Raw genomic sequence first — 14,619 nt, 5'->3', positions numbered from 1 at the left:
GTGTCTGGAGGAATCGCGTTGCCGGGTGTCGTGAACTCTTATGACACCAGCCGGGCGACGAGGCACGCAGCATGAGCAAGAAGAACGTGGCGAAGCATCGCCGGGCGCAGATCCTGTTGCGCGCACCGGCGGTCCAGCGGCGGCCGGCGCCTGAAGCGCACGCTATTCCGACCGGTGCAGGGCCGCACGGGGCCGCCCGCGACGTTCCCGCAGCGCCTGGAGCCGGCTGACGCCAGTGACCGCGCCGGAATATTCCTTCGAAGGTTTTCGCGTCAAGGTCGCCGAGCGCGAACTCTGGTGCGGCGACGCGCTGCTGCCCGTCAACCGCCATGTCTTCGACTGCATCGCCTATCTGATCGAGCATCGCGACCGGGCGGTGGGCCGCGATGAGCTGGTCGCTGCGGTCTGGGGCCGCGTTGAAATCACCGACGGTCATCTCAACCAGATCATCGCCCGCGCCCGCCGCGCGCTGGACGACAACGCCCAGGCGCAGCGCCTGATCCGCACGGTGTCGGGGTTCGGCTATCGCTGGGTGAGCGAGGTGGAAATCCGCGAAGCCAGGAGCGCGGAGGAAATCGCGCCCAGACCGCCGGAAACGCCCGTACTTGCCGCCACCGCTGCGCCGGTTGCGCCGGAAGCGCCGACGCAACCCCAGGCCGCACAGCGCCCGCCCGTGCAGCGGCGGCGCTACGGGTGGTACGCCGTCATCGTCGTGCTGGTGGTGCTCGCGGGAATCTGGGCGCTGCGCAGCCAGCGCGCCGCTGTCGTGCCGGCCCCGGCCGAGGACGTGCTGGTTGCCGACAAGGCCGTCGTGGTGCTGCCGTTCCTGGTCGATGCGCCTTCCGAATCCGGCTGGCTGGAACTGGGTGCGATGGACCTGGTGGCCGAACGCCTGCGCGTGGCGGGCCTGCGCGTTTCGCCCAGCCGCACCGTGGTTACTGCACTGCACGGCACCCACGCGGCGATCAATCCCAGCGACTACGCACAAATCCGCGACGTGCTCGGCGCCGACCTCATCATCCAGGGAAAGGCCGCCCGCGCCGACGGCAGCTGGCGAGTCGAACTGGCGGCCGTGAATGCCGCCGGCACCGAACACCGCATCGAGACCAGCGACAGCGACGCCATCAAGGCCGCGCGCGGGGCGGCCGACCTGCTGCTGGCGGCGGCCCTGCGCGAACCGCCGCGGGACGGCACCACGCCCGCCGCCGATGCCATCCGCGAGCGCCTGCAGCAGGCCCAGGCCGCGTCGCTGGCCAACGAGCTGGAGCGGGCGCGCAATATCCTGCTGGCGATTCCAGACACGCCGGAATTCCTGCCCGAAGTGCGCCTGCGCCTGGCGGAACTGGATTTCCGCGCCGGCCAGTACGACCGCGCTACCGAGGCATTGGCAAGCCTGCTGTCCGATGCGGCGATTGCCCCCGACGACGTGCACCGCGGCCGGGCGCTGGTGTTGCGCGGCAACCTGAATTTCCGCCGCTCCGACTTTGCCAAGGCGCTCACCGATTTCAACGCCGCCGTCGCCGCGCTGGACGCCGGCACCGCGCCGCTGGATCTGTGCGATGCGCTGACCCGCCGCGGCCTGACCCGCGTCGCGCTGAATGATTCCGAAGGCGCGCTTTCGGACTACGGCCGCGCCTATCTGCTGGCCGAGCAGTCCGGCGACCGCCTGCGCGTGGCGCATATCGAGGCGGGCTTCGGGCAGCTGCAGATCGCCCGGCACCGGCTGGAGCTGGCGCTGCCCCACCTGAACACCGCCATCGACCGCTACGAGGCCTTCGGCGTGGTGGAGCGCGTGGTCACGCTGCGCAGCATGCTGATCGACGTCTATACCGACCTGCTGCGCTGGTCGGATGTGCTGCCCCTGGCCGAACGCCAGTGGCAGGCGCGCGAGCGCATCGGCGATCCCGGCCTGAACCTGGTCGTCTTCAACCGCCAGGCCCGCGTGCTGATGGGCGTGGGGCGCTACGGCGAGGCGGCCGCGGTGGTGGCCGAGGCGCAGCGCCGCTTCCGCGACCTGCGCCCCGGCAGCCTGCGCTACCTGCACGACATGCAGGCGGAACTGGCCGCGCGCTCGGGCCAGCCGGACAAGGTCGTCGCGGCGGTGGATGCCGCGCTGGAGACCTGGCCGCGGGATCCCTCCTTCGACCGCTACGCCTACCTCGTACTGCTGCGCCAGCGCGCGCTGCTGGCCCAGGGCCGTGCCACGGCGGCGCTGGTGGAACCCTGGCTGCCGCCGGACGGCGACGGCGTATCCGCCGTCTTCCTGCTGGCCAAGGCCGAATGGGCGGCCCGGCAGGCGACCGCACCCGACGCGGTGCAGGCCGCGTTCGACCGCGCCCTGGCGCGTGCCGAGGACGTGGGACTGCCCGTGCTGGTGTCCCTGGTCGCCCAGTCCTATGTCGACTGGCTGCTGGCCCAGGACCGGCGCGACAAGGCCGCCGAGCTGGCCGGCCGGGTCGCCGTCTGGGCCAACGACGATTACGAATCCGCCCTGGTCCGGGTCAAGGTGTTCCAGCTGCTGGGCAGCCGCGACGCCTGGCGCCAGTCCCTGGAGAAGGCGCGCCAGCTGGCCGGCGAGCGGGTCATTCCGGCCCGCCTGACCGAGCCGCCGCCGGCCCGCTGAGGCCGCGCCCGGGCCAGTGCCGCCCGCTGGGGTGCCGCGCCGACACCGCTACGGACGAAGCCGGGCGGGGATGCGGCGGCCGGCGGACGCCGCCGCAGCAAACGGCCGCGCCTGCCGCCGGCGGGGCGCCTGTCAGCGGCCGAAACGCGCCGGACAGCCGCTGTCAGCGCCTGTCATCGCCTGTCATGTATGTCACGCGCCTGACCCGTAAAGGTTTTGCACTGTCCATCCCCGTCCATCCGATGCGGGTGGCTCCAGGTCCACGGGCGCCAGTCAGGCCCCTGCGGCAGCGGCAACAACCTCCATGGAAACCCGAATGAATGACGTGATCAGCAAGAACCATGCGCCGCCACCCGGGCGGCGCGGCGGCCCGGCCAGCACGGCCATCGAGATAGCCGCCATGGAGGCCTCCACTGCGCCCCGGCGCCCGGGTTCCTGGTCGAGGAACGGCGCGCGGCTGCTGGCGGCCTGCCTGGCCCTGTTCGGCACCGGCGCGGCGCAGGCATTCAACCCCGACGCCGACAGCTTCGTGACCCAGGTGGCGACCTTCCCCGACGGCGATCTCCTGATCGCCGGCAGCTTCACCACGGTCGGCGGCCAGCCGCGCGATCACTACGCCCGCCTGAACCCGGACGGCAGCGTGGACGCCGCGTTCCACAACTCCCTGGTCGCCCGCGACGTCCATGCCATCGCGGTGCAGCCCGACGGCAAGGCGCTGATCGGCGGCAAGGGCGTCCAGGGCAACGGCGGCCTGCTGCGGCTCAACGCCGACGGCAGTGTCGACAGCAGCTTCGTCGACGCCGCCACTGGCGGCACCCCGGCGATCCGCAGCATCGCGCTGCAGGCCGACGGCCGCATCCTGATCGGCGGCGACTTCCTCGCCATGGGCGGCCAGCCGCGCACCAATCTCGCCCGCCTCAACCCCGACGGCAGCCTGGACACCAGTTTCGATGCCGGCACGCTGGGCTTGTCGCTGCCCATCGAAAGCATCGCGGTGCAGGCCGACGGGCGCATCCTGATTGCCGGCTACGGCACCTTGCTGCGCCTGCTGCCCAACGGCCAGGCCGACACCGGCCAACCCTTGCCGCCGGTGGCCGCCGACGCCAACCTCAGGACGCTGAAACTCCAGGCCGACGGCAAGATCCTGCTCGGCGCCGGCTACGGCTTCGCCCTGGGCGGCGTCGACCGCGGCACCCTGGTGCGCCTGCACGCCGACGGCAGTGTGGACACCGCCTTCCTGCCCAACGTGCGCGGCGACATCGACGCCATCGCCATCGACGGCAGCCGCATCGTGATCGCCGGCAGCATCCTCTCCGTGGGCGGCGTGATCCGCCGCAATCTGGCCCGCCTGAACAGCGACGGCAGCCTCGATGCGAGTCTGATGGACGCGGAAATGAACGCCGCGCCGGTCTACGACGTGGCGCTGCAGGCCGACGGCAAGCTCGTGCTGGGCGCGCATTTCAGCCAGATCAACGGCCTGTCGCGCAACCGCATCGCACGCCTGCATGCGGACGGCCGCGTGGACAACGCCGCCGCCGCGCCGCTGTCGGTCACGCCGCGCGTCAGCGAGGGCGGCAGCGCCAGCCCGGCGGTGCCGCAGGCGGTGAGCGAAGGCGGCAAGGCCCTGTTTACCTTCACGCCGGCGCCGGGCCGGGTGCTGGCCTCGGTCTCGGGCTGCGGCGAAGGACGCCGCAGCGGCAACGATTACCTCACGGGCTGGGTCTATGCCGACTGCACCGTATCGGCCAGCTTCGTGCCCGAGGCCAATGCGGTGTTCGACCCCGCGCCCAATGCCAATGTCGAATCCATCGAGGTGCAGGCCGACGGCCGCATCCTCGCCGCCGGCTGGTTTACCCGCATCGGCGGACGCGACCGGCTCAAGTTCGCACGGCTGGCGCCGACCGATGGCGCCGCCGAGGCGAATTTCGCCGATGGCAGCGGCATCTACCAGGAAGGCAATACCGGCGGTTCCGTGGCCTATGCGGTGGCGCCGCAGGCGGATGGAAAGATTCTGTTCGGCGGCGAAGAGGGCCTGATCCGCAACAACGCCGACGGCAGCCGCGACACCACCTTCGCCGCGGCGCTGGGGCCGGATGCCTTTGTGGAAAAAGTAATAGTGCAGCCCGACGGCGCGATCCTGGTCGCCGGACGGCAGCTGCTTACGGCCAGCACCGTGCCGCACCTGGTGCGCCTGCACGCCAACGGCGCGCTGGACACAGGATTCAGCGCCGATTTCGGCGAGGATGACGACATCAGCATCTATTCGCTGCTGCTGGAACCCAACGGCCGCATCCTGGTCGGCGGCGGCTCGGTCAACGGCGGCTACCTGGGCAGGCTCAACGCCGACGGTTCGCTGCAGACGCTGTTCCCGGCCACCTCGACCATTGCCGATGTCACTGCATTGCACCGGCTGGCGGACGGCCGCTATCTCGTGGGCGCGGTCGCCAAGATCAACCTCGGCGACGGCTCGCCGGTGGATTCCCAACTCGTGCGCCTGCTGGCCAACGGCACGCGCGATCCGAGTTTCATCGCCCAGGTGGACGGCGGCCTCGGCGGCGTGAAGAGCATCGCCGTGCAGCCCGACGGCGCCATCCTGATCGGCGGCGGCTTCCGCACCATCGGCGGCGTGGTGCGGCCGAACCTGGCGCGCCTGAGCGCCGCCGGCGAACTGGAAGCCGGCTTCACCGCGCGCCCCAACACCTGGGTCAAGGACATCGCGCTGCAGAGCGACGGCAAGATCCTGATTGCGGGCTATTTCAGCCAGGTCAGCGGCCTTGCCCGCCGCGGCCTCGCCCGCCTGAAGCCCGACGGCCGCATCGACGTGGACGCCTTCGTAATCACGCCGCTGGCCGGGGCCAACGGAACGATTGCGCCGAACACGCCGCAGGAAGCGCTGCCCGGAACGCAGACGCAATTCACCCTGGTGCCCGATCCCGGCTATGTCATCGGCGCGGTGACCGGCTGCGCCGGCACGCTCAACGGACTGGTCTACACCACCGGCCCGGTCAGCAGCCATTGCACCGTCACGGTCGAATTCCTGCTGGAGACCGTCACCTACACGGTGATCCCGGCCGCCGGCGCCCACGGCGCCATCGTTCCGGCGCTGCCGCAGTCGGTGCTGTTCGCGCAGACCACGAGCTTCCAGCTGGTGCCGGATGCGGGCTACTACCTCGCTGGTGTCGAAGGCTGCGGCGGCACGCTCAGCGCGAATACCTATACCACCGATCACATACTGGCCAATTGCTCGGTGGTCGCGCGCTTCCACAAGCCCGCCGTGCTGACGCCCGGCAGTGGCGCGCAAAGCACTGCGATCAACACCGCCTTCGCCACGCCGCTGACGGTGCGCGTGAGCGATGCGAACGGACAGCCGGTGAACGGCGCCGTGGTGAATTTCAGCGCGCCGGCCTCCGGTGCCAGCGCAACGCTTTCCGCCAGCAGCGCCGTGAGCGGCGCGGACGGCCTGGCGAGCATCACCGCCCGCGCCAACGGACAGGCCGGCAGCTTCGCCGTGACCGCCAGCGTGCCCGGCGTGCAGGCCAGCTTCGCACTGACCAACGAATCCGCCGCGCAGGGCGGCATCGAGCTGCAGGTCACCGTCAGCACGCTGCCGCCGCCGGCCTGCGGCACGGCGACGCACATCGCGGTGACGCCGGGCGAGCCGGTCAACTACTGCTTCACCCTCATCAACCGCAGTTCGGTGACGCTGAACTACCACACGCTGACCATGCTGACCGGCGCGCCGTTCCAGTACGAATACGCCGGCTGGGACCGCCTGTTCGACCTGCTGCCGCAGGCCGTGCCGCCCGGCGGCAGCTTCCGCTACAACCACGTCGTCACCGCCGGCACCCGCGACCAGTCTCCGCGCTTCACCTGGAACGCCACTGCGTCGCGGCCGGGCTATGAGCAAGGTTCGGATCCCGCCGTCGTGTTCTCCGACATACGCACCACCGGCACGGCGCTGACCCTGGGCGCGAAGGGCGTCTACCGGCTCGGCGCGCTGCCGTTCCCGTTCAGCTTCTACGGCCAGTACTTCCACGAAGGCGACAGCAGCGTGCTGTGCATCAACAACAGCGGAACCCTGACGCTGCGCACCGCCGACGATACGGACGGCTGCCCGGAGCCGCTGGTGGTGCCGCCGCCGTTCGTCGGCGACAACGACACCATGGCCGCGGTGGCGCACGCCCGCTTTCCGTTCTACGGCTACAACGGCATCGCGGCCTATTGGGACCTGCTGGGCGGCCACGGCGCCGTCTACTACGCCACCGTGGGCACGGCGCCGAACCGCCGCCTGATCGTGCAGTGGGACGACAAGGACCACGCGCTGTATCCGAACCAGGCCGGCGGCATCACCTTCCAGACGGTGCTGGAGGAAGGCACCGGCCGCATCCACTACGTCTACCGTGATCTGACCTTCGATGTCCTGGCCGAACCCAATCCGGATTTCGGCGGCTCAGCCACGGTCGGTCTGGTGGGTTTCACGCCCATGACCGACGATCCGCCGTACCGGGAATACGCCTTCAACAGCGCGACGCTCGCCGAAGGCCAGGTGATTACCTGGACGCCGGTGGACGTGCCGCGCCACGCCTCGGGTGCGGTCGCGGTCGACGTGGGCGCGCCGCGCCTGTCGCTTGCCGCCGCGGCGATCAGCGCCCAGGCGGGCGCCGGCGAACAGACCAGCGCCACGCTGCGCATCGGCAACGCCGGCGAGATCGATCTGCTCTGGTCGCTGCAGGAGGCGCAGGCGCGCGCGCATTTCCCGCCGACCGACCTGGGCCCGTGGCTGGCGGACCTGCAGCGCTCGGACAGGCACGCCTACCGCGCGGCCGCGCACCAGTCCGCCGCGAATGCCGCGTCGGCATCGGCGCCGGATTCCGTGTTCGCCGTGCCGGCCTACGCCAATGCGAGAAATTTCTGGAACGGTTTCAACCTCGGCGCGATCAGCTTCGATGCGAGCCGGCCGGACCGCGTCGTGCAGGGCACCGGCATTCCCATGCATTCGGGCGACTACCTGGTCGCCGATTTCGCCGGCAATGATTTCACCCGCATCTACACCCTGGGCAGCTACGGCGGTGATATCGGCCTTGCCTGGTCGGATACCAACACGCTGCTGCCCACCAGCATAGGCGATGCCGTGATGGCGAACGCACAGACGCCGCCGTACATGCGCTGGTCGTCCATGGCCTGGGACAGCCGCACCCACACCATGTTCGCCACCACCGCCGCCGATCTCGGCAGCTGCGCGGCGGCGGCGGCCTCCGACCTGTACCGCCTGGATCTGCAGACCGCACAGGCGACGTTTGTCGCGCCCGTCGCGGCATCGGTGGACGTGTGCATCCGCGCCCTTGCAGTGGCGCCGGACGGCGCGCTGTACGGCATCGACGATTTCAACAACAGCCTGGTGGCGATCGACAAGAACACCGGCGCCGCGGCCGTCGTCGGTCCGCTGGGCTTTCCTGTCGAAGGCGCGAACCTGAGCGCGGATTTCGACGAATCCAGCGGCGTGCTGTACCTGGCCAACGGCAGCCGCCTGTACACGGTGAACCGAGTCACCGGCGCGGCGACCCTGGTCGGTCCGCCGCTGCTGATCGGCAACGAAGCGGTGCGCATCGACGGTCTGAGCATCGCCGTGGCCGGCGGCGACTGCGCCGTGCCGGGCCAGGTGCCGTGGCTGCGCGTACAGCAGACCGCCGGAACCACGCCGCCGGGTGCGCAGGCGCAGATCAGCGTCGACCTGGATGCGCGCGAACTCGCACCGGGCCTGCACCAGGCCAACCTGTGCGTGTTCAGCAACGACCGCACGCAGTCGCTGGTGCGCGTGCCGGTGGCGCTGACGGTAACCGCGGGCGGCGATGCGATCTTCGCCAGCGGCTTCGAGGCCAGGCCCTGAGCGTTCCGCGCTCTGCCGATGAAGCGATCCGGCCGCTCGCCGCGGCCGGATCACCTTCCCGTCCTACGGACGTGCTTACCCTGTTCTGGAATCACCCATGATGAATCTGCTTGGTTTTTCTTCCCGCGTCTCGGCCCTGCCGTCCGCGATCCTGCTGGCGCTGTGCGCCCTGGGCGCGGCGGAACGCGCCGCGGCGAATCCGCTGCCCGATGCCGTGGCCGTGCGCGAGATCGGGATATCGCCCGCCGGCCGCTATCTGGTCCGCTTCGCCGAACCGGGACTGGCCGATTACGACGGCGCGCTGCCGGGCCTGGCGCGCACGGCGCCGCTGCGCATGCCGTTTGCTGCGCGCCTGGATGTGCGCTCGCCGGCGGCGCGGGCCTATTCGGCGCATCTGGCCGCGCAGCGCGCGCTGCATCTGGAGCAGATCGGCCGGCTCCTGGGACGCGCGGTGACGCCGCAGTTCCACTACGAGGTTACCCATCACGGTGTCTCCCTGCCGCTGTCGCCGCAGGAGGCCGCCGCCGTCGCGGCGCTGCCCGGCATCGTCAGCGTCGCTCCGGTCCAGGTGCAGCAGCCGCTGACCTATCGCGGCCCGACCTTCATCGGTGCGGACAAACTCTGGGACGGCAGCGCCGTGCCGGCCTATGCCGCGGCCACGCGCGGCGCGGGCATCCGCATCGGCGTCATCGACACCGGCGCCGATGCGCGCCATCCCTCGTTCGCGAACGATCCGGCCTGCGGCTTCGATGCGAGCCGTCCCAAGCTGGTGGCGCACGATTGCACGGCCAGCAACGGCATCGTCTGCACCGGAACCAATCCTGCACCCGATCCCGGCGTCGGCCACGGCATGCACGTGGCGTCCACCGCCGCCGGCAACACGCTGGATGCCGCCACCGTGCCCACGCCGATACTGCCGGCGGGCGGGAGCATGTCCGGCGTCGCGCCCTGCGCGTCCGTCATCAGCTACAAGGTCTGCGGCGCCGGCGGCTGCTTCAGCGATGCGCTGGAAGCCGGCGTGCAGGCCGCCGTGGCCGACGCTGTGGACGTGGCCAACTATTCCATCGGCCCCACCTGCGGTTATGGCAATCCCTGGGTCGACCATCCGGATTTCCGCGGCGCCGCGTCCACCGGCGTGTTCGTGGCCGCCGCCGCCGGCAATACCGATGCGGGCTGCCTGGATCCCGCCGGCCGCGTCGCCAATCTCGGCCCGTGGGTGACGACGGTGGCCGCGTCCACGCATGAAATCGCCTTCGTGCCGGCGCTGTCGGTGACCGGCCCGGTCGCGCCGCCGGCGCTGCTGACCGACATGGAAGTCGTGCCCGGCAGCACCACCTTGTCCGCGCTCGACGTGGGCGAGCGCTTGCGCAGCCCATTGCGCAGCTACGCGCAAAACCTGCGCGGCTGCACCGCCGGCGGTGTAATTCCCGATGGATATTTCAACGGCGCGATCGCCGTCGTACAGCGCGGCGATTGCAATTTCTCCGAGAAGATCATCAACGCCGCGGCTGCGGGCGCCGACCTGGTCGTCGTCGTCAACCAGCAGGCCGATCCGTTCCGCATGGACACCACCGGTGCGCCGGAGACGATAGGCGCGTTCAGCATCACGCCGCTGCAGACTTCCCAGGCATTGCTGGCTTTCCTCGCCGCGCATCCCGAACCAGTGCGCCCGGCGGATGCGGTATTCATCGACGGCTTCGATCCGCGGGCCGGCAGCAGCGGCCACTTCAAGCCCGCGCTGCAGCGCGCGCAGCAGCCCGATGTCATCGGCAACTTCAGCCTGCGCGGCCCGGTGCCGCCGCCGCTGCAAGATCTGGCCAAGCCGGATATCGCCGCACCCGGCGTCGGCATCTACGCGGCGACCGATCCGGCCTCGGGCGACTACCAGTGGCTGAGCGGCACCTCGATGGCCAGTCCGCACGTCGCCGGCAGTGCAGCGCTGCTGCGGGCGATACATCCGGACTGGTCCGTGGCCGAGATCAAGTCGGCGCTGATGACGACTACGGTCACCGCGGGTCATCTGGAAGACGGCATAACGCCGTGGACGCCGGAGGAAGTCGGCAGCGGCCGCGTCGACCTGAGCCGCGCAGCCCTGGCCGGCCTGACCCTGGACGAGAGCATGGCCAACTACGATGCGGCCAATCCGAATGGCGGATCGCTGCGCGTACACCAGCTCAACCTGCCGTCGCTGCGCAACATGAGCTGCGGCGAGCGCTGCCAGTGGACGCGCACCGTGCGCAGCCGGTTGACGCGCAGCGGTACCTGGACGGCCGATTTCGAGCATCCGGCCGGCTACGCGCTCAGTGTGGAACCCGCCAGCTTCACGCTGACGCCGGGGGCGAGCCAGGTGCTGACCATCACCGCAACGGTGGACGACATCACGGTGCCCGCGGAGAAGAGCTTCGGCCGCCTGCTGCTGCGCGAGGCCGGCGCCGACGTGCCCGTGCAGCAATTGCCGGTCGCGGTGCGCGGCAATGAAGTCAGCGTGGAATGCAGCGAAGGCCAGTGCGAGCTGCGCGCCGACCAGTTCGTCAGCGGCTACAGCGCCGTGGGCTGCGGCACGGCCTGTTCCATGCTCTGGGCCAACCGCTACTCGCCGCCGGCGGCGGTATTCCCGCTCACCCTGACGACGATCACCTTCCTCACTGGCTCGTCGGCCTATGTGCACGCGGGCGACCGCTACGACTTCTACGTCTACCAGGACGACGACCGCGATCCCGCCAACGGCGCAACCCTGGTCGGTTCCCGCAAGGGCTACGTCATCGCCAGCGCCGGCGCGCGCCTGCGCACGCTGGTGCTGGAGCAGCCCATCGTGCTGGACGGGCCGGGCGATATCGTCATCGCCATGACCAACCCGTCCGGCACCGGGCCGCGTCCGGCGACGGGCGAGCTGTCGAACTTCCTCGGCCGCTCCTATGCCGGTGCCTACACCGGCGAGGACCCGGTACTGGGCAGCGCCGCGGTGCATCTGCAGCCCACGCAGGCCGGCGTGGGCAGCGAGGTCAACTGGGTGATCCGCGCAGCCGGCACGACGGCGGCCGGCCGGCGCATCGAACTCGGCGGCACGGCGGCGCCCGCCACGCGGTGATGGGCTGCGGCCCGTCCGTGTAGCGTCGGCACGCAACAAGGAAAAACCCCGCAGAAATGCGGGGTTTTTCCGTTGCCGCAGCTGCTCCGGCCCGCGCCATGCCGCTGTGCCCTGGTGATGCCAATGTCGTGAGAGACCGGCTGTGCAGCCGGCCCGCTGCCGTACCGCGGCACCGCCGCTGCGACGGCCCGGACAACCGCCGCCAAGCCTGTCCGCACAGCGCGGATCAGCGGCGCGCGGCGGCCATGTCCGGTCCGGCGCAGGATGGACGTTCTGGTTCAGCGATCTGGCTCCGCTGCCGGCACGGCGCTGGCGCAAGCCCTCACTCCGCGCAGGCTGTCCATCCGCATGATCCGTACTTTTCTCAAATTCTCCGTCCTCAGCCTCGTCATCGTGCTGGCCGGCAGCGGCGTGGTGGCGCTGGATGTGGAGCACTTTGCTGTCGTGATGATGGTTGCGCTGGGCGGGTTGTTCGTACTGCCGGCGCTGCTCTCGCGGTGGATAGCGCCGCGCAGCCGCGGGCTGCGGCTGGCGGCGGTGTTTCTCGGCGGCGGCTGCACCATCGCCGTCTTCTGCGTCGACAACGCCTGGCTGGGCCGCATCGCCGATGCAGCGCCGGAGCTGCTGCGCGAGGCGCCGCTGACGGCGGCCTACCGGCCTGCCGGCTGGCGCATCGCGCGCGAATTTGCCTTGGACACGCCCATGACGGTGGCACGCGGCAGGCACGTAGGAACCTACTGGATTGCGCCGCTGCTGGCGCCGGGCTGGAAGCGCGGCGATCCGGTCATTGCCTGGGTTGCCGCGTCGACCTATCTGTCCGGCAAGGTGGGGCGCCTGCCGCTGAGCGATTGGGACCGTCCCGGCGAAGTGGTGCGGTTCACCCGCTTCACGCCGCACTGGCGGCTCGCGCGCCGCGCAGCCGGACAGCACGGCCTGAACCTTCCCGAGGACATTGCGCTGTTCGCCTGGCGCCCGGACGCGGCCCAGGCCATGCACGAGCAGGCAATGCAGCTGCTCACGCTGCTCGGTGCGATCAACGGCACCTGGCTGCTTTGCGTGCTTGCGGCCGCATGGCGCAGGAAAACGGTCTGAACCGCGGCGCGCGGAGCGTCCGTCATCGGCACACTGACCATAGGCGCGCCCTGCGCCGTCCAGCTGATCGACAGCACGGTATCCCACAGCCGGACCACGGGCGTGTTCATCGACGGACCGGCGCCGGTGGTGCCGCGGCTTTCCAACATGAAGATCGCCGGGCTGCCGGTCGCGGCGGTAACACAATGATTTCACCCAGTTGACGCGCCTGCGCGCATTGGGTTCCATGCACAGTTCAGGAGGCCGGGGAGGCATCAACCAACTCAGCAGGAGGAGCCCGTCGTGCGCTTGGCAGAGTTCATCAAGGCGAACCATGGCCGCATCGTCGAAGCGTGGCAGCAGTTCGCGGAAGGGCTGCCGCCGTTCAACGGGCAGACCTCGGCGGCCGAGCTGCATGCCCATGCAGGCCGTCTGCTGGATGCGGTAGCCGACGACATGCGTGCGCCGCAGGGCGCCTGCGGCGCGGCGGAGTCCGCCGCGAGAAACGAAAGCATGATCGCCGGCGGCTCCGAGCACGGCCTGCAACGCCACGCCGCGGGGCTGTCGCTGGTCGCCATGACGTCGGAATTCCGCGCCCTGCGCGCCGTGGTGCTGCGCCTGTGGGCGGGCGCGGGTTTTGTGCGCAGTCCGGAGGCGTTCGACGATCTGGTGATGTTCAATGAATCGCTGGACCGCATCACCGCGGAAGCTGTGCTCGCTTTCGCCCAGGCGGCCGAGCGCGACCGCGCGCTGGTGATGGGCATAGTTGCGCACGACCTGCGCGGCCCGCTGCATACCGCGTCCATGACCGCGCATATCCTGGCGCACCGTCATCCGCAAGTGCGCGAGGACGAGGCCATGGGCCAGCTGCGCCGCGCGCTGGCGCGCATGGTGCCCATGGTCGATGACCTGATGGGCGTCGCCGCGGCCAGCCTGCACAGCCGCATGACGGTGCGGCCGGTGGACATGGATCTGGCCCTGCTGGCGGCCGAGATCGTTTCGGAAGTGAACGCCGAGTTTCCTTCGCACCGTTTCGTGCTGGAGACGCAGGGCCAGTGCTTCGGTCAATGGGACCGCGCGCGCCTGGGGCAGCTCGTGTCCAACCTGCTGCGCAATGCGGCGATACATGGCGACAGCCAGGGCGTGATCCGCGTCGTGCTGAACAAGGATCCGCGCCGCGTCGTGCTGTCGGTGCACAACCGCGGGCCGGTGATTGCGCAGGCCGAACTGTCCGGCCTGTTCTCGCCGACGGCGCGCGGCTCGAATGCGAAGCCGGGCGCGCACCTGGGTCTGGGCCTGTTCATCGTGCAGGAGATCGCGCGCGGCCACGGCGGCAAGGTCGAGGTGGTATCCGATGCGGTCGAAGGCACGGTCTTTTCCGTGCATCTGCCAATTGCGCCGGCGCCGGATGCGGATGCCGCCGCGGTCAATGCGCTGGACGGGTTCGCTGCAGCAGTGCGCTGAGTCCGTCCAGGTCCAGCGGCTTTATCACGTGTTCGGCGAAGCCGGCCTCGGCCGAGCGCCGGCGCATTTCCGGCGTGTTCCAGCTGGTCAGCGCGACGATCACGGCGGCGTCCAGTTCGCGCATCTGGCGCAGGCGCCGTCCGACTTCGTGGCCGCTGATATCGGGCAGGTCTATGTCGAGCAGCACCAGGGTCGGCCGCAGCTGCGGTGCCTGCCGCAGGGCCTCTTCGCCGCTGGCGGCGATCACGGCCTGCGCGCCCAGCAATTCCAGTCCCAGGGCGGTGGCGCGCGCCACGTCCGGCTGGTCTTCCACCAGCAGCACGCGGTGTGCGAAGCCATCCCGCGCCGTGCTGGGGTCGCCGGTCTGCGAGGGGTGCGCGGTATCCGGCGAAGCCGGCCGGCCTGAGGGCGGAGCGGCAGCCGCGGGCGGGCTGCGGGGATGCGGAGTGCGGTCCATGATCGTGAGCGAGCGCAGTAACGAACCTG

6 protein-coding genes are annotated in these 14,619 nt (G+C 70.4%); 5 read left to right on the top strand and 1 reads right to left on the bottom strand.

Translation table 11 applies throughout. The annotated features are described in order from the left end of the window. Positions 1-235 precede the first annotated feature (235 nt). The 5 genes from NM961_RS01000 (at position 236) to NM961_RS00980 (ending at position 14,133) form a co-directional block, all read left to right on the top strand. A complete protein-coding gene (locus NM961_RS01000; RefSeq protein WP_255910319.1) occupies positions 236-2,623 on the top strand; it encodes a winged helix-turn-helix domain-containing protein in 2,388 nt (795 codons plus the stop codon). Positions 2,624-2,939: 316 nt separating this feature from the next. Then, positions 2,940-8,510 carry an NIDO-like domain-containing protein gene (locus NM961_RS00995; RefSeq protein ID WP_255910317.1) on the top strand — a complete coding sequence of 1,857 codons (5,571 nt, stop codon included), beginning with the start codon at positions 2,940-2,942 and terminating at the stop codon, positions 8,508-8,510. A 97-nt stretch (positions 8,511-8,607) separates the two neighbouring features. Continuing rightward, on the top strand, positions 8,608-11,598 hold the full coding sequence (locus NM961_RS00990; RefSeq protein WP_255910316.1) for a S8 family serine peptidase: 2,991 nt from the start codon (positions 8,608-8,610) through the stop codon (positions 11,596-11,598). Between the two features lie 348 nt (positions 11,599-11,946). Next, positions 11,947-12,690 carry a hypothetical protein gene (locus NM961_RS00985; RefSeq protein WP_255910315.1) on the top strand — a complete coding sequence of 248 codons (744 nt, stop codon included), beginning with the start codon at positions 11,947-11,949 and terminating at the stop codon, positions 12,688-12,690. Positions 12,691-12,972: 282 nt separating this feature from the next. After that, positions 12,973-14,133, top strand: a complete 1,161-nt coding sequence (locus NM961_RS00980; protein ID WP_255910314.1) for an ATP-binding protein — start codon at positions 12,973-12,975, stop codon at positions 14,131-14,133. On the opposite strand, the gene NM961_RS00975 is transcribed toward NM961_RS00980, so the two are convergent. Continuing rightward, the gene (locus NM961_RS00975; RefSeq protein WP_255910313.1) at positions 14,096-14,590 is read right to left on the bottom strand and encodes a response regulator; all 495 of its coding nucleotides are present in this window, start codon (positions 14,588-14,590) and stop codon (positions 14,096-14,098) included. The genes NM961_RS00980 and NM961_RS00975 overlap by 38 nt on opposite strands. Between the last annotated feature and the right edge of the window lie 29 nt (positions 14,591-14,619).

This window comes from Tahibacter harae, assembly GCF_024437735.1.
Lineage (GTDB): Bacteria > Pseudomonadota > Gammaproteobacteria > Xanthomonadales > Rhodanobacteraceae > Tahibacter > Tahibacter harae.
The sequence above is the reverse complement of the archived record's forward strand: the minus strand, read 5'-3'. Positions and strand labels throughout refer to the sequence as shown.

Bases quoted from the DNA above. Each gene is read 5' to 3' on its own strand.
- NM961_RS00995 (WP_255910317.1), top strand. From the start codon at position 2,940: ATGAATGACGTGATCAGCAAGAACCATGCGCCGCCACCCGGGCGGCGC.
- NM961_RS00990 (WP_255910316.1), top strand. From the start codon at position 8,608: ATGATGAATCTGCTTGGTTTTTCTTCCCGCGTCTCGGCCCTGCCGTCC.
- NM961_RS00985 (WP_255910315.1), top strand. From the start codon at position 11,947: ATGATCCGTACTTTTCTCAAATTCTCCGTCCTCAGCCTCGTCATCGTG.
- NM961_RS00975 (WP_255910313.1), bottom strand. From the start codon at position 14,590: ATGGACCGCACTCCGCATCCCCGCAGCCCGCCCGCGGCTGCCGCTCCG.